The following is a 22,209-nucleotide window of genomic DNA, read 5'->3' as shown; positions in this document are numbered from 1 at the left end:
AGGTGTAGTCCCTGGGGCCTGCTGCCCAACCATGGGCACAAGCCTTGCCGCCACGCGCCCACCGTCGGGACTCGATCGTTGGAGGGAGAATGGCAGAGCAGGCATCCCGCTACGCGCGCGCGGAAGTGTTACGCATCCTGGGGCAGGCCCTGTGGAAATATCGCCGCCGCGCGCTGGCGGCCCTGGTCCTGCTGGTACTGGCCAAGCTCTTCGCGGTTGCCGTTCCGGTGGCCCTGAAGATGGTGGTGGACAGCCTGAGCCGCCCCGACGCGGTGCTTGCGCTGCCGGTCTTCCTGCTCATCGGCTATTCCCTGCTTCGCTTCGCAGGCGGCCTGTTCACCGAGCTGCGCGACACCGTGTTCTCGCCGGTGACGCAAGCCACCGTGGCCGATTTCAATCTGCGCATCTTCGAGCACCTGCACCGGCTGGGCGCACGCTTTCACGCGAGCCGGCAGACCGGCACGCTGGCACGCGACGTGGAACGCGGGACCAACGGCGTCGGGTTCCTGATGAGTACGGCGCTTTTCACGCTGCTGCCCACCCTGGTGGAGATCGGCTCAGTGGTCGCCATACTGATGAGCGGCTACGACCCCTGGTTCGCCATCATCGTCGCCATTACCTTCGTCGTGTACTCGGTGGTGACGTATGTCCTGACCAAGCGCCGCATTTTCTACCAGCGCATGATCAACGAGCTGGATTCGGCGGCCGGCGGACGGCTGGTGGACAGCCTGCTCAACTACGAATCGGTCAAGTACTACACCAATGAAGCCGGCGAATCTCGCCGCCTGCGAGACCTGCTGGACCGCTGGCGCGCCGTCGGCGTGGAGAACCAGCGCGCGCTGTCCACGCTGCATATTTCGCAGAGCGCGGTGATCGCGCTGGGTGTCGGCGCCGTCATGCTGCTGGCCGGCTTGCAGGTCACGCATCGCACGATGACGGTAGGCGACCTGGTATTGGTGAACGCCTACATCATCCAGATCTGCCTGCCGCTGAACACCCTGGGCCTGGTCTTCCGCCAAACCAAGGAAGCCATGATCAATGCCGAACAGGTGTGCACGCTGCTACGCCTGCCCCCGGAAACCGAGCCTGCCCATGCCTTGCCGGAGATCGCGGTGACGCAGGGGGAAGTGGGCTTCGAGTCGGTGAACTTCGGCTATGAACCGGGCCGCCAGATACTGTGGGACGTCAACATCCGCGTGCCGGCGGGCGGAACGGTGGCCGTGGTCGGAGGCAGCGGTTCAGGCAAGTCCACGCTGGGTCGCCTGCTCTTTCGCTTCTACGAGGCCGACAGCGGCCGCGTGACCGTGGATGGCGTCGACGTGCGTACCATCGACCCCAGCAGCCTGCGTCGCAACCTGGGCATCGTGCCACAGGACACCATGCTCTTCAACGACACGATCGCGTACAACATTGCCTACGGCAAGCCGGGCGCCTCGCTCTCGGATGTGATTGAAGCGGCCAAGGGCGCGCGCCTGCATGACTTCGTTCAAAGCCTGCCTGCGCAATACGACACCGTCGTCGGAGAACGCGGCGTCAAGCTTTCCGGCGGCGAACGGCAGCGCATCGCCATCGCGCGCGCCATTCTGAAGAATCCCCCCATCCTGCTGTTCGACGAGGCCACATCCGCGCTGGACACGCGAACGGAGCGCGCGATCCAGGCCGAACTGGACCGCATTGCCGTAGGCCGCACGACGCTGATCATCGCGCACCGGCTGTCCACCGTGGTGAACGCGGACGAAATCGTGGTGCTGGAACACGGACGCATCGTCGAACGCGGCACGCATGCCGAACTGCTCGCCAGGCAAGGGATCTACGCGCAGATGTGGAACCTGCAACGGCAACAGAGCGAGCTGGAAACCACGGGCTCGCGCCTGTCTTCCCAGCACATCAACCTGGCCACGCTGGTGGCAGGCGTGCTCGATGGCGTGCGTCATGCCATCGAGGAGAAGGACATCAACCTGTATACCCACCTCAGTCTGGAGAACGCGCGCGTCCTGGGCGATCCCAGCGTGCTGCAACAGGTGATCTGGGATATGTGCATCAACGCCATCGCGGCCACGCCCGCAGGCGGCCGCGTGGAACTGGCGCTGCGTCGCGTCGGCGAAGCGGCGCGCCTGTCCGTGACCGACACCCGGCTGCCGCCGGCCGATGCGGCGGCGCTGGAGCCTGCCGAGCAGTTGCAGACCGTGCTTGCCGATCGGCCGCCGCTGGACCCCGTACGGGCCCGCGCCGATGTCGAAAAGTTCGGTGGCCGCTTCGGTGCGGACGCCACCAGCGGGCCCGGGCGCACCCATTGGCTGGAGATGCCGCTGCGCGCGCCCGCCGCCGCTACGCTGCCATACACCGGCAATCGTGCGGCGCCGCTCTCCTTGCGCGAGGCGCGCATCTTCCTGGTCGATGACGACACCCCTGAACAGTCGCGCATCAGCGAGGCGCTGGTCGGCGCCGGCGCGCAGGTGCAGGTCTTCAAGACCGGCGGCGAAGTACTGGAGGCGTTGCAGAGCATGCCGCCCGACACATGGCCGGACGCGCTGGTGTGCGATGTGACCTTGGACGACATGGATGGATATGCGGTCATCGCCGCCATACGGCAGATGGAGGCCGAGCGCGCGGTGGCCTTGTCGCAACGATTGCCCGCCGTGGCGCTGTCCGGGCACTCCGCATCCGAAGGCCGCCTGCGCGCATTGATGGCGGGCTTCCAGATGCATTGCCCCAAGCCCGTGGACCCGCACGTCGTGATCAGCACGACAGCGGGCCTGGTGGGTGGAAAGTTACGTCGCTTGTAAACCATACCGGGGCCGCGCCGCGTGAAAAGCGCATCCCCAGAAGCGTTACAAAGCCGGCCCGCGTCGGCACGCTAGTTGCCTTACCGGCCGGGCCCGAACTGTTGGGCTGATTCGATCAATAACGCGCACGGCAAGGCGCGCGAGACCCTCCCGGTTCTCCAGCAGAGCAGCGCGACAACTCATCCGACATGGAGAACGGTCATGCGAAGAATCGCAATCGTCAGTGAGCATGCGTCGCCGTTGGCGCTGGCCGGCAGCGTGGACAGCGGCGGACAGAACATCTATGTCGCGCAGGTAGCCCGGCAGTTCGCCAGGATGGGCCATCAGGTCGACGTGTTCACCCGCGCCGACAGTCCCTTCCTGCCCACCGAGATGAACTGGCAGGACAACGTCCGCGTGATCCATGTGCCGGCGGGGCCTGCGCGCCAGATCCCAAAGGAAGAGCTTCTGCCCTACATGGGCGCGTTCGGCGACTTCCTCGAACGGTATTTCTCCAGCCAGTCCCGTCCCTACGACATCGTCCACGCGAACTTCTTCATGTCGGCCCTCGCGGCGCTGCCGGCGGCGCGCGCCTGCGGCATCCCCTTCGCCGTGACCTTCCATGCCCTCGGGCGCGTGCGCCGCAAATTCCAGAAGGAAGCCGACCTGTTTCCCGAATGCCGCTTCGATATCGAGGACGACATCATCGCGCAGGCCGACCGCATCATCGCCGAATGTCCGCAGGACCGCGACGACATGAAGGAGCTCTACAACGCGGACCCCAGCCGCATCTCGATCGTGCCGTGCGGGTACGACCCGGTCGAGATGCGTCCCATGGATCGCGCCCGCGCGCGGGCCGAGCTGGGTTGGAACGACGATACGTTCACGGTGTTGCAGTTGGGCCGCATGGTGCCGCGCAAGGGCGTGGACAACGTCATCCGCGCGCTGAGCCGCATGCGCACGATGCATGGCATCGATGCGCGGCTTTGCGTAGTGGGGGGCAACAGCCGCGAACCTTCGGAGAAGGCGACGCCCGAACTCGCGCGGCTGCGCGCGATCGCGCGCGAAGAGGGCGTGTTCGATCACGTCGAATTCACCGGCCGGCGCGACCGCCTGCAATTGCGCGCCTACTACTGCGCGAGCGATGTCTTCGTGACGACGCCCTGGTACGAGCCGTTCGGCATCACGCCGGTGGAAGCCATGGCCTGCGCGCGCCCCGTCATCGGCGCGGACACCGGCGGCATCCGCTATTCCGTCCGCCACGGCGAGACAGGCTGGCTGGTGCCGCCCAAGGACCCCGATGCCCTGGCCGAACGGCTTGCCCTGCTCGCCCAGGACAACCTGCTGCGCAGGCGCATGGGCGAGGCCGGCATGCGCCGCGCCCGCGAGCACTTCACCTGGGAGCGCGTCGCGGGCGAGCTGCTGAACGTGTTTGACGAAATCATGGCGCCGGCGAACGTGCCGGCGACCGCCAACCGTGCGTCGGCGACCGCTGCGCGCGCCATAGCTTAAGGAGATGTGTGAATGAGCGATGTCGATACTTCCACGCTGTCGGGTCGCATTGTGCTCGTGACCGGAGGCGGTAGCGGGCTGGGCAAGGCGATCTGCGAGCTGCTCGCCGGCGACGGCGCGCGCGTCGTCGTGGCCGATCGCAACCCGCAGGCGGCGCAGGACGTGGCGAAGGCATTGCCGGCCGAACGCGGGTACGCCGTCACCCTTGACGTAGGCGACGAGGCGCAGGTGCGCGATGCCTTGCGCCAGGCGGTCGAACGCCATGGCCGGCTGGACGCCATCGTCAACAACGCCGGCGTCGATGTCACCGCGCCTTTGCAGGAGCTCAGCGCCATGGATTGGGACCGCGTGGTGCGGACCAACCTGACCGGCCCCTTCCTCATGTCCAAGCACGCGCTCGAGTACCTGGGCAAGGGCGGACACATCGTCAACATCGCATCGACCGCGGCGCGGCGCGCCTGGCCCAATGCCTCGGTCTATCACGCGACCAAATGGGGCCTGCTCGGCCTGTCGCATGCCTTGCATGCGGAACTGCGTCCGGCCGGCATCAAGGTGTCGGCGGTGCTCGCCGGCGGCATGCGCACGCCCTTCCTGCTCGATCGCTTCCCGGACATCGACCCGGGCAACCTGCAGGATCCGGCCAATGTGGCGCGCGCCGTGCGCTTCGTACTGACCCAGCCCGAAGAAACCGTGATTCCCGAAGTCATGGTGTTGCCGATGCGGGAGACCTCATGGCCTTGAAACCCGCGATCTTCCTGGACAAGGACGGTACCCTGCTGGCGGACCGCCCCTACAACGTCAACCCCGCGCTGATGGAATGGGCGACGGGCGCCCGCGCCGGCGTCGCCCTGCTGGGGCGCCTGGGCCACCCCTTGATCGTCATCAGCAACCAGGCCGGCGTGGCGCTCGGCCGTTTCGACGAATCCGCCCTTGGCGCCGTACAGGCGCAGCTGCGCGCCATGTTCCAGCACGAGGGCGCGCGGTTGGCGGGCTTCTACTATTGCCCGCATCATCCGCGCGGCACCCAGCCGCAGTATGCGGTGTCGTGCCTGTGCCGCAAGCCCATGCCGGGCATGCTGACCCGCGCGGCTGCCGAACATGGCATCGACCTGAAGGCCTCCTGGTTCATCGGCGACATCCTGGACGACGTCGAGGCCGGTCGGCGTGCGGGCTGCCACACCATGCTGCTGGACAACGGCAACGAAACCGAATGGGTACGCGGCCCCCTGCGCACGCCGGACGGGATGGCCGCCGACATGCACGCCGCGGCGCGCCTGATCGCGCGCCAACTCCCGCCCGTCCATGTGGGCGGCAAGGAGGCCGCATGAGTGCATTGGAGCCTACCCCGGACCGCGCATCGACTCCCACCGCGCACCATGCCGCCGGCAGCGGCGCAGCCGCGATCGTAACGCCGCGCGGCGCCAGGCAGACGACGGGCGCGCGGCACTGGACCGAGGCGCGCAACATCCTGTGCGTACGGCTGGACAACATGGGCGACGTACTCATGACTACGCCCGCGCTGCGCGCATTGAAGGCGCAGCATCCCGGTCGTCGGCTGACATTGCTCGCTTCGCAGTCCGGGGCCGCTGTGGCGCCTTACGTGCCGGAGATCGACGCCGTCATCGCCTACGAGGCGCCTTGGGTAAAAAACGCGTGCAGCCCGCCGGAGGAATACCACGCCACGCTGACGCGCCTGCAGACGCAGCGTTTCGACGCCGCGGTCATCTTTACGGTGTACAGCCAGAGCGCCCTGCCCGCCGCCTTGATGTGCTATAGCGCCGGCATCCCGCGCATCCTCGCGCACAGCCGCGAGAACCCCTATCACCTGGTCACCGACTGGGTCCACGAGGTCGAACCGCTGCCGGAACCGCGCCACGAGGTGCAGCGGCAACTGGACCTGGTGGGCACGGTGGACGCACGCACGGACGAGACGACGCTGTCCTTCCGCACCACGGAGGCGGACCATGCCGGATTGAATGAAGTGTTGCATGCGCATGGCGTGGGATCGGCAGGCGGCTGGGTGCTGGCCCACTGTGGCGCCACCGCGCCGTCGCGCCGATATCCCGCGGCGCTCTTCGCCCAGGCGATAGACATGCTGCAGGGCGCGGGCGAGTGCGTGATCCTCACCGGCGGCAATAGCGAACGCGCGCTCGTGCAGGAAGTCATCGCCCGCAGCGGCAACCCCGGCGGGCTGGTCAACCTGGCAGGCAGGCTTACCCTCGGCCAGCTCGGTGCCCTGATCGAACGCGCCGGCGTGCTCGTGTCGAACAACAGCGGTCCGGTCCACCTGGCCGCGGCGCTCGGCACGCCGGTCGTCGACCTGTATGCGCTGACGAATCCGCAGCACACGCCCTGGCAGGTGCCGCATCGCCTGCTCTACCACGACGTGCCATGCAGGAACTGCTATCGCAGCGTCTGCCCCCAGGGCCACCATGCCTGCCTGAGCGCCGTCGAGCCATGGCGCGTTGCGCAAGCGGCGTTCGAACTGCTGGAAGACCCTGCCCGCGGGCGCCCCCCAACCCTCATCAAGGCGGCGTGAGCGAGCCGCGGAGGGGATTCCATGTTTTGTAGCCAGCCGCACTAGAAGGATAACGCCATGTACACATTGGGCATCAACGCCGCGTTCCACGACTGTTCCGCCACCCTGGTCCGCGACGGAGAAGTGATCGCCGCCGCGGAGGAAGAACGCTTCACGCGCATCAAGCACGGCAAGCGGCCGGTCCCCTTCAGTACCTGGCAGCTGCCTTACCACGCCATCGACTATTGCCTGGGCCATGCCGGGATCGCGCTGCGCGACGTCGACCATGTCGCATACTCCTTCGATCCCGCCTTGCTGGCGGGCGCCGGCTCGCTCCCCGCCACCATCACCCTGCCCCTGGAACCTTCGCGCCAGCCGCGCGGCCCCGGCGGCGAGTCGCCGTGGGACCCACTGTTCCTGTCCTATATCGTGAACGCCCCGCGCCAACTGATCGGCGGCGCCCCGCACCATCTGCGCGAGCGGTTCGAGGGCCTCAGCCTCGAGCAGATGCAGGCGCGCTGGCAGTTCGTGGAGCATCATCTTTCCCACGAGGCCAGCGCCTTCCTGGCGGCGCCCTGCGACGAATGCGCCGTACTGACCATGGACGGCCGCGGCGAGCGCGCCACCACGAGCTACGGCCACTATGTCGACGGCCGCTACCGCCGCCTGCGGCAGATCGACCTGCCGCACTCCCTGGGGCTGCTGTACGAAGACCTTACGCAGTATCTCGGTTTCCTGCGTTCCTCCGACGAATACAAGGTGATGGCGCTGGCCTCCTACGGCAAGCCGGAGTACGCCGATGTGTTCCGCGAAATCGTGCGGCTCGATGCCGAAGGCGGCTACCGCATCGAGCCGGTCAACCTGGTGACGAAATTCGGCCCGGCGCGCAAGCGTGGCACGCCTTTCGAGCAGCGGCACATGGACATCGCGCACTCCCTGCAGCTGGTGCTGGAGGCGACCGCGCTGCACATGGTCAAGTGGCTGCACGAGCAGACCGGCTCCAGCAACCTGAGCATGGCGGGCGGCGTCGCGCTCAACTGCGTCATGAATGCCCGCATCGCGCAGAAGGGCCCGTTCGAAAGCGTGTGGGTGCAGCCCGCCGCCGGCGATGCCGGCACGTCGCTGGGGGCCGCGCTGTGGGTGGATTATGAACGGCGCGAGCGCGGGGAACGCCGCTGGACCATGCAGCACGCCTACCTGGGCCCCGAATACTCCGACGACGAAATCGAACGCTTCCTCGACCGTTCCAAGCTCGTCTATCGACGCCTTGACAATGTCGCCGAAGAAGCCGCCGAACTGCTGGCCAAGGAGAAGATTCTGGGCTGGTTCCAGGGCCGCATGGAGTTCGGACCGCGCGCGCTGGGCGCCCGCTCTATTCTGGCCTCGCCCCTGGACAGCGCCATGCAGGCCAGGCTCAACGGACTCAAGGATCGGGAGGACTTCCGTCCCGTGGCCCCCGTCGTTATCGAAGAGCGCGCCCACGAGTGGTTCGACGGACAGGGCAAGGGCAACATCTGCGCGCCGTTCATGCTGTTCGTCTACGACGTGCTGCCGCATCGGGCGCAGAAGATTCCGGCGGTCCGGCACATTGACGGCACCGCGCGGGTGCAGACCATACGGCGCGACCAGCACCCGCTGTACTACGACCTGCTGGCCGCCTTCGAAAAACGCACCGGGGTGCCGGTGCTGGTGAATACGTCCTTCAACACGCGGGGGGAACCCGTGGTCTGCACGCCGCGCGATGCCGTGGAGTCGTTCTGGACGTCACCGCTGGACGCGCTGGTCATCGGCAGCTACCTGGTCGAGAAGCCGGTCTGAGGCCCGGGCAACCGATACTGAGGAAAGATATTCGATGAACGCAGAGACCCAACCGCGCATCTCGGTGGTGGTGCCGACCTACCGCCGACCGGACCTGCTGGAACGCTGCCTCGGCGCACTGCTGCGGCAGACCTTGCCCGTGCGCGACTATGAGATCGTGGTGTGCGACGACGGGCCCAGCCAGGCGGCGCATGACGTGGTCCGCCGGTTGGCGCCCGTGGCGGGCGGGCCCACGGTGCGCTATGTCCCGGTCACGGACACGCAGGGGCCGGCCGGCGCCCGCAACGCCGGCTGGCGCCAGGCGCGCGCGGACATCATCGCCTTTACCGACGACGACACCGTGCCGGACCCCGCCTGGCTGGCCGCCGGCCTGGCCGCGCTGGCGCCCGAGGTCGACGCCTTGTCGGGCCGTATCGTGATGCCGCTGCCGGCCAACCCCACCGATTACGAACTGGATGCCAGCCGACTGCAGGATGCGGAGTTCGCCACGGCCAATGTCTTCGTGCGCCGTCATGCGCTGGAAGCCGTGGGCGGTTTCGACCCGCGCTTCACGCTGGCATGGCGGGAGGACTCCGACCTGCATTTCTCCTTGATGGAGCATGGGTTCCGCATCGTCAGGGCGCCCCAGGCCATCGTCGTGCATCCGGTGCGCCCCGCCCCGTTCGGCGCTGGCATCGGCATGCAGCGCAAAATCGTTTTCGACACGCTGCTGTACAAGAAGCATCCACGCCTGTATCGCGAACGCATCCGGCCGCATCCCCCGTGGTTTTATCTGTCCGTGACCGCGTTGCTGATCGTCGCGCTGGCGGCCTTCGCCGCCGGGCAGGGCACGCTGGGCGCCATCGCCGGCGCGGGCTGGCTGGCGCTGACGGCCTGGTTCTGCGCGCGACGGCTGCGCGGCACCCGGCGCACGCTGGACCACATCGTGGAGATGGCCATGACGTCCGCGACGATACCGCCAGCGTCGATCTTCTGGCGCGTGGTGGGATCGCTGCGTTTCCGGGCGGGGTTTCCATGACGCACGCCCACTTGTGGCATCCGGCGCCACGCCGCATCGCCGTATTCCGCGCCTTGCAGCTGGGCGACATGCTGTGCGCGGTACCTGCCCTGCGCGCCCTGCGGCGCCACTGTCCACAGGCACACATCACGCTGGTCGGGCTGGAGAGCGTGCGGCCTTTCGCCCAGCGCTTTTCCGCGTATATCGACGAACTGCTGGTGTTCCCGGGCATCCCGGCGTTCCCCGAGCAGGCGGCCCGGCCGCAGGCCCTGCCCGCGTTCTATCGCGAGACCCATGCCCGTGGTTTCGACCTGGCCCTGCAGATGCACGGCAGCGGCGCGCAATCGCTGGAGATCGTGCGCCAACTGGGTGCGCGCGCACATGCCGGCTTTGTGCCGGAGGCCGGCATGGCGGAGCCGGGACGGCTGTTTCCCTGGCCGGACGACCTGCCCGAGTCCAGGCGCTATACGGCGTTGATGCGTTTTCTCGGCGTGCCGGTCGACGACGAGGCGCTGGAAATGCCGCTGACGAACAACGACAGGTCGGAAGCCCGCCGCACCGCCCGCGCCTGCGGCATCGACCCGGCGACCACCATCTTCATCCACCCCGGCGCGCGCCTGCAATCGCGCCGCTGGCCGGCAGAGCGCTACGCCGAAGTGGCGCGCACGCTGGCGCGCCGCGGCTGGCGGATCGCCGTCACGGGCAGCGCCAGCGAGCGCAACCTGACCGCCACGGTGGCGACGGCGGCGGGCAGCGCCGCCGTGGACCTGGCCGACCGCACCTCGCTCGGCGGCCTGGCGGCCTTGCTTGCGAGGGCGCCACTGCTGATATGCAACGACACGGGCGTCTCGCATGTCGCGGCCGGCGTCCGCACGCCGAGCGTCGTGATTGCCTGCGGCAGCGACGTGTCCCGCTGGGCGCCGCTGGATCGCACCCGCCACACGGTGCTCGCCGACCACCCGCCGTGCCGGCCCTGCGCGCATGACATCTGCCCGGTCGGCCACGTCTGCGCCCGCAACGTCTCCGTGCAGGCCGTGTTGCAGGAAGTGGAACGACAGCTCACGGCGGCGCGGCCCGCGGATCCGCAGGCAGCCGGCGCGAACGCGGCCCGGCCTGCGCCTCCCGCACGCACTTTCAGCGATCTCAAGGAAGCGACACCCGACCATGCATAAACCGGCGACGCCGCGCAAGCTGCGCATCCTTACGTGGCACGTCCACGGCAATTACCTGTACGCGTTGACGCGCGTGCCGCACGAGTTCGTCATTCCCGTGCGCGAGGGCAACCCGCCGGGCTACGGCGCGCTGGGACATCGCATCCCCTGGGGACCGCACGTGCGCGAGGCCGACGCCGACGCGCTGCGCAACGAGGATTTCGATTGCATCGTCTACCAGTCCCGCGCCACCTACGAGACGCGGGAGCAGTTGCTTACGCCACGCCAGCTCGCATTGCCATGCGTCTATATCGAGCACGACCCACCGATGCCGCACCCCACGGACACGCGGCATTGGTTCCGGCATGAGCGCGGCATCCTGGTCCATGTGACCCATTACAACCGCGCGGCCTGGGACAACGGGTCCACGCGTGCCGCGGTCATCGAGCATGGCGTGCCGGCGCCCCGCAACGTCGCCGGCAAGGACACGCTGCCCAAGGGCATCGTGGTGCTGAACCATCTGCGGCGGCGCGGTCGCCGCATGGGGGCCGACCTGTTCGAACAGATACGCGAACAGGTGCCGCTGGACCTGATCGGCATGGACGCGGAATCGATGGGCGGGCTGGGCGAGGTTCCCAACATGGAGGTCGGCGACTTCGTCTCGCGCTACCGTTTTTTCTTCAGCCCCATCCGCTACACCAGCCTGGGCCTGGCGCTGATCGAAGCCATGATGGCCGGCGTACCGGTGGTCGGCTTCGCCGCCACGGAGCTGCCGCGCGTCATCGTAAATGGCCGCAACGGCTATATCGATACCGACCCGGGGCAGTTGGCGGCCGTGATGAAGGCACTGATCGACGACCCCGCAATGGCCGCGGCCTGGGGCGCCGAAGCCAGGAAGACTGCCTTGGAACGTTATGGGATGGACCGCTTCGTGGCGGATTGGCAGGACCTGTTTTCCGGGTTGATGGGAGATCAACGATGACCCAAGCATTTCCGAGTCCTCTGCGCGTACTGGTGTCCGGCGGGGCCGGCTTCATCGGCTCGCACCTGTGCAAGCGGCTGCTGGCCAAAGGCCATACGGTGGTCTGCCTGGACAATTTCCACACGGGCCAGATCCAGCACGTGGAACCGCTGAAGCGGCATCCGCGCTTCACCCTGGTCACGCACGACGTGGTGGACCCGTTCGACGCGGAGGTCGATCGCATCTACAACCTGGCCTGCCCCGCATCGCCCATCCACTACCAGACCCAGCCCGTGCACACGCTGCGCACCTGCGTCATGGGCGCGATGAACATGCTGGAGCTGGCGCGCAAAACGGGCGCGCGCATCCTGCAGGCGTCGACCAGCGAAGTCTACGGCGACCCCCAGGTCCATCCGCAACGCGAAAGCTACTGGGGCCACGTCAATCCCGTCGGCGTGCGGTCCTGCTATGACGAGGGCAAGCGCTGCGCCGAAACGCTTTTCCACGACTATGCGCGCATGTACGGCGTGAAGATCAAGATCGCGCGCATCTTCAACACGTACGGACCCAACATGGCCCCCGATGACGGCCGCGTGGTGTCCAACTTCATCGTCCAGGCCTTGCAGGGCCAGGCCTTGACCATCTACGGGGATGGCAGCCAGACTCGGGCCTTCTGCTATGTCGACGATATGGTCGATGCGCTGGAACGCCTGATGGAAAGCCCCGACGACTTCAGCGGGCCCGTCAACCTGGGCAACCCGGAAGAATTGACCGTGCTGGAGGTGGCGCGGCGCATCCAGCGCCTGGCGGGCACCGATGTCCCGCTGATTTTCAAGCCGCTGCCGGCCGACGACCCGGTGCAGCGCTGCCCGGACATCAGCCTGGCCGCACGGGAACTGGGCTGGGCGCCGTGCGTACACGTGGAGGACGGATTGCGGCATACCATCCGGTACTTCAGCCAGTTCGTCAACGCGGACCTCATGCGGGCGCACACCCGCGCCGCCGCGCCGCTGTGAGGCGGCGCGGCGGGCGGCTCCCCGCACAGGCGCCGCTCCAGAGGAGACGACATTGAAATGCATCGATGATCCCGGACATATCGCGGCGATTTCGCCCCATCTGGACGATGCGGTAGCCAGCTGCGGCGCGCTGCTGGCTGCCTACCCTGGCAGCACCGTCGTCACCGTCTTCGCCGGGGCGCCGGCGGCGGGGGCGCCGCAGACCGACTGGGACCGCCGCTGCGGCTTCCCGGACGGCGCGACCGCCATGGCCCAGCGTTGCGCGGAGGACGACAAGGCCTTGCACCTGCTCAAGGCACGGCCGGTGCGGCTGCCCTTCCTGGACGACCAATACATCCGCGCGATGACCCGTGTCAGTCCCAAGATCGAAAAGATCGCGCCTGCCCTGGCGAATGCCCTGGACCAGGCACAGGCTCGCACAGTGCTGTTTCCGATGGGCCTGTTCCACAGCGACCATGTGCTGGCTTCGGACGCGGTGCTGGCCCTGGTCGCCGCCACGTCGGACCGCCTGTGGGTGGCCTACGAAGACGCGCTGTATCGCACCAAGCCGGGGCTGCTGCACGCCCGCCTGGTGCAGTTCTACACGCGCGGCTACAGCCTGACCCCCGTTGTCTTCGGGGCCCCCTCCAACATTCACCGCAAGGCCACGGCGGTATCGGCCTATGCCAGCCAGCTCGGCGAACTTGGCGTCAAGAAAGGCGAAGGCGATGCCGCCGCCCCCGAGCGCTATTGGCTGCTGAGCGAATCGGTCAAACAACAACCATGATCGCGCAGGCCGCCCGGCGCGCCGCTCCCCGCACCCCGCCGCCGCGCGAAGGAAAGGACCCGACATGAGCGCTCCCCGACTTTCCATCGTCGTACTGACCTACAACCGCCGCGAGGAGCTGCTCGGCAACCTGGCGCGCCTGGGCCGCCATGCGCCCGGCGTGCCCATCATCGTGGTCGACAATGGCTCGGGCGACGGCACGGCCGCGGCGGTCCGGCAGGCTTTTCCCGGGATTCGCCTGGTGCGCGCGCCCGCCAACCTCGGCGCCGCGGGCCGCAACCTGGGCGCGGCCGCGGCCAGCACGCCGTACGTCGCGTTCTGCGACGACGATACCTGCTGGGAGCCGGGCGCGCTTGCCGCGGCGGAGCGACTGCTGGACGCCGCCCCCCGCGCGGGCGTGATCAGCGCCGCCGTGCGCATCGGTCCGGACGGCAGGATGGACCCCACCTGCCACGTCATGGCGAGCAGTCCGCTGGGCCCCGGCCCGGCCGGGACCATGCGCCTGCTGGGTTTCATGGCGGGCGCCTGTATCTTCCGCCGGCAGGCCTACCTGGCGGCGGGCGGATACCAGCCACGCTTTTTCATCGGCGGCGAGGAAGCCCTGCTGGCCCTGGATCTGGCCGCACTGGGATGGGACATGCTGTATGCGCCCCATATCTGCACCTGGCACCACCCCTCGCCCCTGCGCGACCGCCCCCTGCGCACCCACCTGCTCAGCCGTAACGCCATCTGGACGGCGTGGTTGCGGCTGCCCTGGCGCGCCGCCTGCCGCGAAACGGCAGCGGAACTGCGCGAGGCGGCACGGCGCGGGACCGGCTGGCGCGTTCTGCGCGCCGCCCTGGCAGGGGGACCCTGGGTCTGGAGGCATCGCCGGGTCATCCCGTCCCAGGTCGAAAGCCAGCGACGCTGCGTGGCCGGCGGGCCGCTGCACGGCTCGGCCGCCACCCCGGCGTCCATGGCCGGCGCCCTTTCCTATCCCGTACATGCGCGGGAAGACCATACTCATCCTTGACGTCCCTGCATGCCCGGCGCGGCCGTTGCGGTCGCACCGCGGGCTCTGCGGGGACTTCCGAGGGCCTCGCCCGGCGCGTCCGGGCAGTATCTTCCGCCCGGCATGCCAGGCATGACGTGTGCGGACGGCGACGAAATCATGAGGAGAACGATATGACGAAGGCGCGCAATCCGGGCCCCGATCGAGCGCCCAGTGACCACAGCGGCGACCCTCTGGACCACGCCGTACTGCGTCCCGATACCGGGCCGCGGGAGGACAAGCCCGAGCGCACGCTGGGCAACCACCCGGCCGACCCCAACTCCGTCAATGCCAAGACCTTCCCGCCGGGCGTCGATCCCAAGGACGCCATGGACCCCGGTCGGCAAACCCCCGGCGCGCCCCCGGTCGACAACCGCTCCGGTTCGAAGTCATGAAACGGGTGCCCCGGCGACGGCACGACAGCCCCTTTTGCCGCCTCGCCGGACGCTCGTTCGGCCCAGGCACGGTACTTGCTCTTGTCCCCCGCCGCAACGTTGCGGCACACCCCGTGGACAAGGAGAACAGTATGAACAAGGCGGATATACCCCTCGCTCAGCGTGACGCCCTGGCATTGATGCTGGATGACCATCGCAAGGTCAAACAGTTGTTCAAGGATTTCGGCAAAGCGGCGGATCCGGAAATTCGCGAGTCCATCGCGCACGAGGCCTGCCTGACCCTGACCGTCATCGCGCAGATCGAAGAAGAGCTTTTCTATCCCTTCCTGCGCAGCCAGAATCCGGTTGCCTTCGGGCGGCTGCTGGACAAGGCGATCGTCGAACATGGCTGCGCGCGCAATCTCATCGCGCAAATCCAGGGCATGACGACCGATGACCCGTTGTTCACCGCCAGGGTCACCGTGCTGGGCGAATACATCAGCCATCACATCGAGGAAGAGGAAGGCGAGCTCTTTCCCAAGCTGATCGTGCTGAACGTCGACCTTCGCAATATTGCCAAGCAGATGTTGCAACGCAAAGAAGAGATTACCGTCGAAGCGCATTTGGTATGACACCGGCGATCCGGTGGGGCGTGGAGCGCGATGAAGATATTGACTAAGGAAACGCCAAGCTCGAGAGCGACCCTATGGCTGGCACCAGCCAACGAGGGGGGTTTCCGTTGGGAAGTGGAAGTCGTTGATACGGGTAAGACGGCTGCGCCACAGGTCATACAATCCGAGTTCGTGTTCCGCACGCCAACCGATGCGGCGTTGGACGGCATCCGTGCGCTGGAAGCGCTGGCCGTACCGCCGTGAGCGAAGAGGTATCCCTTGATTGGAATGGCGCGCCGCCCTAGCGGCGCGCTTTTTCTTGGAGAGCCGGCCGGGGCGTTGCCGCGACGCCCGGCCTCCATAGCGCATGCGTGCCCCAGGCGCGAGGATTCCGGCAGAGGTTCAGGCGGTCAGCGGGTCGGCGCGCCCTTGTCGCCCGGCAAAAGGCTGGGCGGCGCCTCGCGTGAGGCGGGCGACACGCCGCCGGGAACCGTGGCGTTCGGTGCTGCGCGCTCGGGCGGGCTGGCCTGCCCGCTGGCGGCCACGCTCTTCTGCAGGGCGATGCCCTCATCCAGATGCGCCTTCAGGCTTGGCAGGGTCTGCTGCGCGAATGCCTTGATCTCCGGATCCCTGGCTTTCTGGTTGGCGTCGGAAAAGAGCTCCACGGCGTCCTTATGCGCCGCGACGGCAACCTTGTCGGCGTAGCTGCGGTCCAGCCGCGTGCCGTTTTCAGACCGCAATTCCTTGAGGATCCTGGCCTGGGCCGGCGGCAGTTCGGCGGGCAATTCCACGCCCTTGGCGGCAGCCAATTCCTTCAACTGCCTGGCTACCGTCGCGTGGTCCTGGATCATCAGTCCGGCATAGCGCTTGACCTCGTCCTGTTCGCCGTTGCGCTGCACCCATAGGCTGGCCTCGGATTCGAAGGTGTTGGCCTGCGCCGCCTGCCGCAGGAATTCACGGTCGCCGCGGCTGATATCGGCGGCCTGCCCGACGGCGGCCCCGGCCATCGCAACCATGCCCAGCAGGCTCGCGGCCAGAACGGCTTTTTTGAAGTGATTCATCTCGATCTCCCTAGGCGCGGGGCGCGCAGCCAGGGACCGCAACCAGTGTGCCCATCCGTGTGGCCCCTACAGGGACGCGGCCAGCAGTGAGCTCACCGACGCCGGTCAGGCAAACAGATAGCGCGCCTGCTTCAGCAGTTCGCTCTTCTGCAATACGCCCACGACGCGCCGGCCATCGGGGTCGCTCAGCACCGGGGTTCGCTCCGCCGGCGACTCCACCACGGTCTGCCACACGTCGAGCAGCCGCTGGCTCGCGTACACCACGGGGAAATCGCGGGCCGCCATGTCGGCCAGCGTGGTCGCCGCGCCCTCCCCGGCATTGACGCGCGCCATCAGGTCATTGGTCCAGACCGCGCCGATGAAGCGCTGCGCCTCGTCGACGACGAATACGAAGCGGTTCTTCTGCGACAGGCCGACTTCCAGGGCGTCGCGCAGCATGGCGGATGTCGGGGCCAGCAGGCCCGGCGTACGCATGACCGTGCCGGCCGTGGCGTCGGCCAGCCGGCTGCGCCGTTCGTAGCGCGCGCGATGGCGGGCGATGACCTCGTAGGTGCCCGTCTGCCGGAACAGCATGGAGGTCGCGTAGGCCGCCACCGTGGCGACCATCAGCGGGAAAACGAAGGAAGGCTCCTGCGTCATCTCGAAGACCATCAGCGTGGACATGAGCGGCGCCTGGGTGGTGGCCGCCAGCGAGCCCGCCATGCCCAGCACGCCCATCAGCACCAGGTCATGCTCCACGCCGAACACATGCGCGGCCACCGGCGCACACACCGCCCCGGTCAAGGCGCCGATCATCAGCGACGGCGTGAACAATCCGCCGATGGCGCCCGCACCGACCGTCGCCGCCGTGGCGACGATCTTCAGCGCCAGCAGCATCAACAGGGGCGTCGCCAGCGTGTCGCCGTCGAACAGCCGCGCGATGGGCGCGAAACCGTTGCCGGTCACGTCGGGCGCGACCAGGGTGATCAAACCGACGATCAGTCCGCCCAGGGTCATGCGCACCACCACCGACCGGTGCAGCCGCGTGAACAGGCGCTTGGCCATGCGGGTGCACCAGAGGAAGACCGAACCGGACACGCCAGCCGCCACGCCCAGCGCCGCGACGGCCAGCACGCCGGGGCCGGTGACATCGAACGCGTAGGCCGGCAAGGCATACAGGGGCGTGAAATGGCCCATCGCGCTGGTCACCCAGGTCGACGTGGCGGCCGCGGTGAACAGGTATCCGATGCGCCGTAGCTCGATGCCGCCAAACGCGATTTCCGCGATGAAGATGGCCGCGGCCAGCGGCGTGTGATACACCGCCGCCAGGCCGCCGGTGGCCGCCATGGCCACGGCCAGGCGGAAGTCCTCGCCGCGCAGGCCGCGCAGCCGCATGCAGAATACCGAGCCCACGGTTGCCGACAACTGCACCATCGCGCCTTCCTTGCCGATGGAGCCGCCCGACACGATGGAGAAGAAGGAAGACAGGCAGCGCAGCAACGACGGCATTACCGGGATGCGCGACATCTTGCCGTCTATGGTTTCCAGGTATTCCGACACCACGCCATCGCGCTGTTCGCGCCGCTGCGCCTGCACCAGCACGAAGGCGGCGATCGCGCCGCCCAGCGTGGGACAGGCGATCCGGATATACCAGGGCAGGTCGGCGAACAGCCGGGTGATATCGTCGGCCGTTCCGAACAGGGCCTCGGAAGCGTGCTCCAGGCTCCAGCGGAACCCGTGCGCGGCGAGCGCGCCCAGAACGCCCATGATCGCGGCCAGGGCCATGCCGAGCAGATAGTCCGCCACCGACCGGCCTTCGCGGTCGAGCGGCGGCGCGTCCATTCCTGCCCTTGCCTTTTCCTTTTTCATGGACGGTTCTTCAGCACACGGCGAAACGCCTTCATCATGGGCGACCACACGGCATTGCGGCGGCTCAACAGCGAAATATCCCGCGTCAGGGGCAACACCGCGCCGACCGGCAGGGCCGCCACGCCTGTCTCGCCGGTGTCTTCGAGCAGGGCCGCTGGGGCCACGGTCAGCAGGTCGGTGCCGGCCACCAGCTTCAATGCGCCGGCCGATATGAAATCGACTTCCAGGACGGCGCGGGGCAGGGGCTGGTCCGCGCCCGCGAACAAGGCGTCCAGGCGCTGGCGCGCCACCGACGTGCGCTTGGGAAGAATCCAGCGTTGCCCGGCCAGATCCGGCAAGCCGATCGTTTTTTGCGCGAACAAGGGGTTGCGCCGGCCGGCCACCAGACGCAGCACGTCCTGCCCGACGGCCTCATGGCGCAGCACGCCGCCGCGCGTGGCGTCGGCGGGCGCGACCGCGAGATCGAGGTCGCCCTGCTCCACGCGGTCCGGCAGTTCATCGGACAGCCCCAGGGTCAGGGCGACCCGCAGCCCCGGCTGCGCCGGCAGCAGAACCTCGAGCACCGGCATGATGACCGTGTCCATGGTGGCGGCCGTGGCCCCGAGGCGCAACAGGCCTCCCGTTCCGGCGCGCAGGCCTTCGGCGTGGCGCACGGCGTCTTCGTACTGGTTGACCACCTTGCGCGCATGCTCGGCGAAGGCCAGGCCCGCCGAGGTCGGCCGGATCGCCCGACCGGCGCGGTCGAACAGCGGGATGCCGGTTTCGTCCTCGAGACGCTTCAGCGACTTCGACAAGGCGGGCTGCGTCACGGCACACGCGGACGCGGCCCGGCCCAGATGGCCGTGCGTTACCACCGCAAGAAAATACGAGAGGTCGCGCAGCGAAATATCCATGAACGAAAGTTATGGAATCGATAACTGACTGGAATCCAGAGTGTAGCGCATCCGGCCGCGCCGGCCGGCGGCTTGGCGACTTGGCGACTTGGCGGCACGGCGTCACCCGCCGCGCGCCGCATCGGCATGGCGGCTGCGGCGCTAGAATCGCGGCAGCCGCCAGGATGCGCCGGCGCCCCGTACATGACCGACACACCCGACCCCACCGACTCCGCCGCCTACGCCGTCACACTGCTTCCCGGGCAATGGCGCTTCCTCGCCACCGGCGACGACACGCTGCTGGCCGCGGCCGCGCGTGCCGGCGTCCGTATTCCCAGCGCATGCCGCAATGGCACCTGCCGCACATGCATGTGCCGATTGGCGCAGGGCGAGGTCGCCTATCCCGGCGGGCGGCCGGGCCTGACGGCGGACGAGATGGAAGAAGGATGGATACTGGCCTGCGTGGCGCGGCCGCGCGCGGATCTGCGCATCGACGCACCGGGCGCCTCGGCGCTGGAAAAGACGACGCCGCGGCCCATCATCACGGGTCCGCGGCGTTGATGCGCCGGCGCGGTTCAAGACCGTGCGGGGCGCGTTATGGCGCCGCTCGCACATCGCGCACGCCGGACGGGGCAGCGCGCGGACAAGGCGGCGACTTCATTCAGGTGTAGCTCAGGGACCACGCGGCGGCCAGGCAGGAGCGCTGTTCCCGCGCCGGGCGGTGGCCAGGCACAGGCCTGGCAGCCGCGGCACGCGTCGAAGGCGGCCGCGGCGACGGCGGCAATCAGCCCGCCGCGATGCGGTAGTGGTCGGTGTTGAACTGCACCTGGGAGCTCGCTTCCTCCTTGATGCTGACGCCTTGTTGAACGGCACGCTCGCCGTCCGCACCGGTGGGCAACCACACCGGGTCCAGCGCGCGGGCATCGACCTGGGACCATGCCTGATTCGGCACGCCGAGCAAGGTCAATTCAGCACCGATCAATCCTTTCAAAAGCTCGTTCATCTACGACTCCTTGTCGCCGGCAACACAACGCCCGGCATCTCTGATGGACAGATTATGCGGAGCCGGGTTCCCGACAGGAAGCGAATTCATTTTATGGAGACCATTGAAGCCGCCTATGCTCTTCCACCGTTCGCCGTGCGTAGGGCGTCCGGCCTGCTTCCTGCCCGCTGCGGCAAGGACTAGACTAGCGCGGTGCGATTTCAAGCACCTGACCACGAAGACGCCGCGCGGCGTCCCGAACGCCGGCACAGGCGTCCATGAGAACAATTGGAGAAGACGAATGCAATCGACCTTGAGGATGATGGCGGGCGTAATCACGCTATGCGCGGCGACGGCTTGCCTGGCGCAGGACAACTGGCCCACACGCTCCATCACCATGATCGTGCCCTTTCCGCCGGGGGGCGTCGCCGATACGGTCGCACGACCTGTCGCGGACGCCATGAGCCGCGCCTTGAAGCAGACCGTGGTGGTGGAAAACCGCGCCGGCGCGGGCGGCGGGCTGGGGATGGGCGTGGTGGCGCGCGCCGAACCCGACGGCTACACGGTGCTGATGGCCCTGTCTTCCATTTCGATCATTCCGGAGGCCGACCGCATCCTGGGCCGCGCGCCGATGTACCGGCTGGACCAGTTCAAGCCCATCGCGCGGTTTACCGCGGACCCCACGGTGCTGGTCGTCCGCGCGGACAGTCCCTGGAAGACCGCGCAGCAATTCATCGACGACCTGCGGCGTCCGGACGCGCAGCCCGCCAGCTACGGTTCCTCGGGCAACTACGGCACCATGCACGTGCCCATGGAAATGCTGAAGGGCGCGTCCGGCATACGCGTGCTGCACGTGCCTTATGGCGGTGCGGGGCCCGCGGTGGTGGCGCTGCTGGGCGGGCAGGTGCAGGCGCTGTCGACCGGGCCGGCCTCCGTGCTGCAATACATCCAGGCAGGCAAGGTGCGTCCGCTGGCGACATGGGGCGACACCCGCCTTGCCGCCTTGCCGGATACGCCCACGCTAAAGGAACTCGGCTATGACGTGACGTTCGCGCAATGGTCGGGGCTGTTCGTTCCCGCCGGCACGCCGGAGCCCGTCGTGCAGAAACTGCGGCAGGCCGCGGCAACGGCCGCAAACGACCCTAAGGTGCGCGAAACCATCCAGGCGGCGGGCAGCCCGCTGCTATACCTGGACGCGCCGCAATTCCAGGATTACTGGAGCAAAGACGCCGCCAAGATGACCGACGCCGTACGCAAGATCGGCAAGGTCGAATGACCTTGCCGATGGCTGCACAACACTGTTGGCGTGGCGCCGTGGCAAGGCTTGCGCCCCGCGGCCGGCCTGGCTGACTATCAGCTGACCGAATAGCCCCTTCCCGTCATGCACGCCGCCATGGCCCGGTTGTACGAATCCACCATGACGTTGGTGGTGTACTCGGTGACATGCGCGGGGTCGAAGCCGCTCTGGTTCATGGCCCAGCCCTGGCATTCGCTGCGGTCCCGGGTCTGCTGCGCCTGGGTTTGCCCGCGCGCTGGATAGGCAATCAGGTTGCCGGCGGACGGCGATGGGGCCGTATATTGCGCCGGGGGCGCGACATACACGGGCGCCGGCGGCGGCGCGTACACCACCGGCGGTGCGGCATACACGGGGGCGCCGTACACCGGCGCCGCGTAATACGGTGTGGTGTAGACCACGGAGGGACCGTAATAGGCCGGCCGGGAATTCAGTGCGATGATGGCGCCCGCCGCCCCCAGCGCGAGCGCACCGCCTACCCACCAGCCGCTGGAGGAACCGCGGTAGCCGCCATGGTGGTAACCGCCATGGTAGTAGCCGCGCCCGGCGAACGCGGGCGATGAGACACTGGCCGTCGCCAGCGCCAGGGCCACGATGGCGGCCCGTAATGCAAAGGGTTTCATGTTGCTGCTC

The 22,209-nt window shown here is 68.0% G+C and carries 22 protein-coding genes; 17 read left to right on the top strand and 5 right to left on the bottom strand.

The features are described 5' to 3' along the window. Positions 1-89: 89 nt before the first annotated feature. The 15 genes from BAU07_RS05445 (at position 90) to BAU07_RS27060 (ending at position 15,783) form a co-directional block, all read left to right on the top strand. The gene (locus BAU07_RS05445; RefSeq protein ID WP_066654806.1) at positions 90-2,786 is read left to right on the top strand and encodes an ABC transporter transmembrane domain-containing protein; all 2,697 of its coding nucleotides are present in this window, start codon (positions 90-92) and stop codon (positions 2,784-2,786) included. 201 nt (positions 2,787-2,987) lie between these two features. Next, positions 2,988-4,277 carry a glycosyltransferase gene (locus tag BAU07_RS05440; protein WP_066654804.1) on the top strand — a complete coding sequence of 430 codons (1,290 nt, stop codon included), beginning with the start codon at positions 2,988-2,990 and terminating at the stop codon, positions 4,275-4,277. 12 nt (positions 4,278-4,289) lie between these two features. Then, on the top strand, positions 4,290-5,018 hold the full coding sequence (locus BAU07_RS05435) for an SDR family oxidoreductase (protein ID WP_066654802.1): 729 nt from the start codon (positions 4,290-4,292) through the stop codon (positions 5,016-5,018). Next, positions 5,009-5,605, top strand: coding sequence for a D-glycero-alpha-D-manno-heptose-1,7-bisphosphate 7-phosphatase (locus tag BAU07_RS05430; RefSeq protein ID WP_066654800.1), 597 nt, complete (start codon positions 5,009-5,011; stop codon positions 5,603-5,605). The genes BAU07_RS05435 and BAU07_RS05430 overlap by 10 nt, the downstream gene beginning before the upstream one ends. Continuing rightward, complete coding sequence (locus BAU07_RS05425; protein WP_084025381.1) at positions 5,602-6,816, top strand: glycosyltransferase family 9 protein; 1,215 nt, start codon at positions 5,602-5,604, stop codon at positions 6,814-6,816. The genes BAU07_RS05430 and BAU07_RS05425 overlap by 4 nt, the downstream gene beginning before the upstream one ends. A gap of 57 nt (positions 6,817-6,873) precedes the next feature. Then, on the top strand, positions 6,874-8,613 hold the full coding sequence (locus BAU07_RS05420) for a carbamoyltransferase family protein (protein ID WP_066654798.1): 1,740 nt from the start codon (positions 6,874-6,876) through the stop codon (positions 8,611-8,613). A gap of 34 nt (positions 8,614-8,647) precedes the next feature. Next, positions 8,648-9,631 (top strand): glycosyltransferase family 2 protein, encoded by a 984-nt coding sequence (locus BAU07_RS05415; RefSeq protein WP_066654796.1) that lies wholly within the window; start codon positions 8,648-8,650, stop codon positions 9,629-9,631. After that, positions 9,628-10,782 (top strand): glycosyltransferase family 9 protein, encoded by a 1,155-nt coding sequence (locus BAU07_RS05410; RefSeq protein WP_066654795.1) that lies wholly within the window; start codon positions 9,628-9,630, stop codon positions 10,780-10,782. Before BAU07_RS05415 ends, BAU07_RS05410 begins: the two co-directional genes overlap by 4 nt. Continuing rightward, positions 10,775-11,743 (top strand): glycosyltransferase family 4 protein, encoded by a 969-nt coding sequence (locus BAU07_RS05405; protein ID WP_066654794.1) that lies wholly within the window; start codon positions 10,775-10,777, stop codon positions 11,741-11,743. Before BAU07_RS05410 ends, BAU07_RS05405 begins: the two co-directional genes overlap by 8 nt. Further along, positions 11,740-12,738, top strand: coding sequence for a UDP-glucuronic acid decarboxylase family protein (locus BAU07_RS05400; RefSeq protein WP_066654792.1), 999 nt, complete (start codon positions 11,740-11,742; stop codon positions 12,736-12,738). The genes BAU07_RS05405 and BAU07_RS05400 overlap by 4 nt, the downstream gene beginning before the upstream one ends. A 52-nt stretch (positions 12,739-12,790) precedes the next feature. Continuing rightward, on the top strand, positions 12,791-13,504 hold the full coding sequence (locus tag BAU07_RS05395; RefSeq protein WP_198168873.1) for a PIG-L deacetylase family protein: 714 nt from the start codon (positions 12,791-12,793) through the stop codon (positions 13,502-13,504). 64 nt (positions 13,505-13,568) lie between these two features. After that, the gene (locus BAU07_RS27500) at positions 13,569-14,516 is read left to right on the top strand and encodes a glycosyltransferase family 2 protein (RefSeq protein ID WP_066654791.1); all 948 of its coding nucleotides are present in this window, start codon (positions 13,569-13,571) and stop codon (positions 14,514-14,516) included. Positions 14,517-14,668: 152 nt separating this feature from the next. Further along, entirely contained in the window at positions 14,669-14,929 is a 261-nt protein-coding gene (locus BAU07_RS27495; RefSeq protein ID WP_066654789.1) for a hypothetical protein, read from the top strand. A 131-nt stretch (positions 14,930-15,060) separates the two neighbouring features. Then, on the top strand, positions 15,061-15,540 hold the full coding sequence (locus BAU07_RS05380) for a hemerythrin domain-containing protein (RefSeq protein ID WP_066654785.1): 480 nt from the start codon (positions 15,061-15,063) through the stop codon (positions 15,538-15,540). 30 nt (positions 15,541-15,570) lie between these two features. After that, on the top strand, positions 15,571-15,783 hold the full coding sequence (locus BAU07_RS27060; RefSeq protein ID WP_157121993.1) for a hypothetical protein: 213 nt from the start codon (positions 15,571-15,573) through the stop codon (positions 15,781-15,783). Positions 15,784-15,929: 146 nt separating this feature from the next. Here BAU07_RS27060 and BAU07_RS05375 read toward each other — a convergent pair whose 3' ends face one another. From BAU07_RS05375 to BAU07_RS05365, 3 genes are all read right to left on the bottom strand, one after another. Further along, positions 15,930-16,580 (bottom strand): DUF4142 domain-containing protein, encoded by a 651-nt coding sequence (locus tag BAU07_RS05375; protein ID WP_066654783.1) that lies wholly within the window; start codon positions 16,578-16,580, stop codon positions 15,930-15,932. 105 nt (positions 16,581-16,685) lie between these two features. Beyond that, positions 16,686-18,428 (bottom strand): chloride channel protein, encoded by a 1,743-nt coding sequence (locus BAU07_RS05370; RefSeq protein ID WP_084025377.1) that lies wholly within the window; start codon positions 18,426-18,428, stop codon positions 16,686-16,688. Then, positions 18,425-19,321 carry a LysR family transcriptional regulator gene (locus BAU07_RS05365; protein ID WP_066654774.1) on the bottom strand — a complete coding sequence of 299 codons (897 nt, stop codon included), beginning with the start codon at positions 19,319-19,321 and terminating at the stop codon, positions 18,425-18,427. The genes BAU07_RS05370 and BAU07_RS05365 overlap by 4 nt, the downstream gene beginning before the upstream one ends. A 183-nt stretch (positions 19,322-19,504) precedes the next feature. On the opposite strand from BAU07_RS05365, the gene BAU07_RS05360 reads away from it, so the two are divergent. Then, positions 19,505-19,861: a 2Fe-2S iron-sulfur cluster-binding protein gene (locus BAU07_RS05360; protein WP_066654773.1), complete on the top strand. Its 357-nt coding sequence runs from the start codon at positions 19,505-19,507 to the stop codon at positions 19,859-19,861. Between the two features lie 223 nt (positions 19,862-20,084). On the opposite strand, the gene BAU07_RS05355 is transcribed toward BAU07_RS05360, so the two are convergent. Next, on the bottom strand, positions 20,085-20,303 hold the full coding sequence (locus tag BAU07_RS05355; protein WP_066654772.1) for a hypothetical protein: 219 nt from the start codon (positions 20,301-20,303) through the stop codon (positions 20,085-20,087). 280 nt (positions 20,304-20,583) lie between these two features. On the opposite strand from BAU07_RS05355, the gene BAU07_RS05350 reads away from it, so the two are divergent. Continuing rightward, complete coding sequence (locus tag BAU07_RS05350) at positions 20,584-21,558, top strand: Bug family tripartite tricarboxylate transporter substrate binding protein (protein ID WP_066654771.1); 975 nt, start codon at positions 20,584-20,586, stop codon at positions 21,556-21,558. Positions 21,559-21,635: 77 nt separating this feature from the next. On the opposite strand, the gene BAU07_RS05345 is transcribed toward BAU07_RS05350, so the two are convergent. Beyond that, complete coding sequence (locus BAU07_RS05345) at positions 21,636-22,199, bottom strand: hypothetical protein (RefSeq protein WP_066654770.1); 564 nt, start codon at positions 22,197-22,199, stop codon at positions 21,636-21,638. Between the last annotated feature and the right edge of the window lie 10 nt (positions 22,200-22,209).

The sequence above is a fragment of the Bordetella flabilis genome (assembly GCF_001676725.1).
Classification (GTDB): domain Bacteria; phylum Pseudomonadota; class Gammaproteobacteria; order Burkholderiales; family Burkholderiaceae_B; genus Bordetella_C; species Bordetella_C flabilis.
Note: the sequence above shows the minus strand (reverse complement) of the source record. Positions and strands in the feature narration are given on the sequence as shown.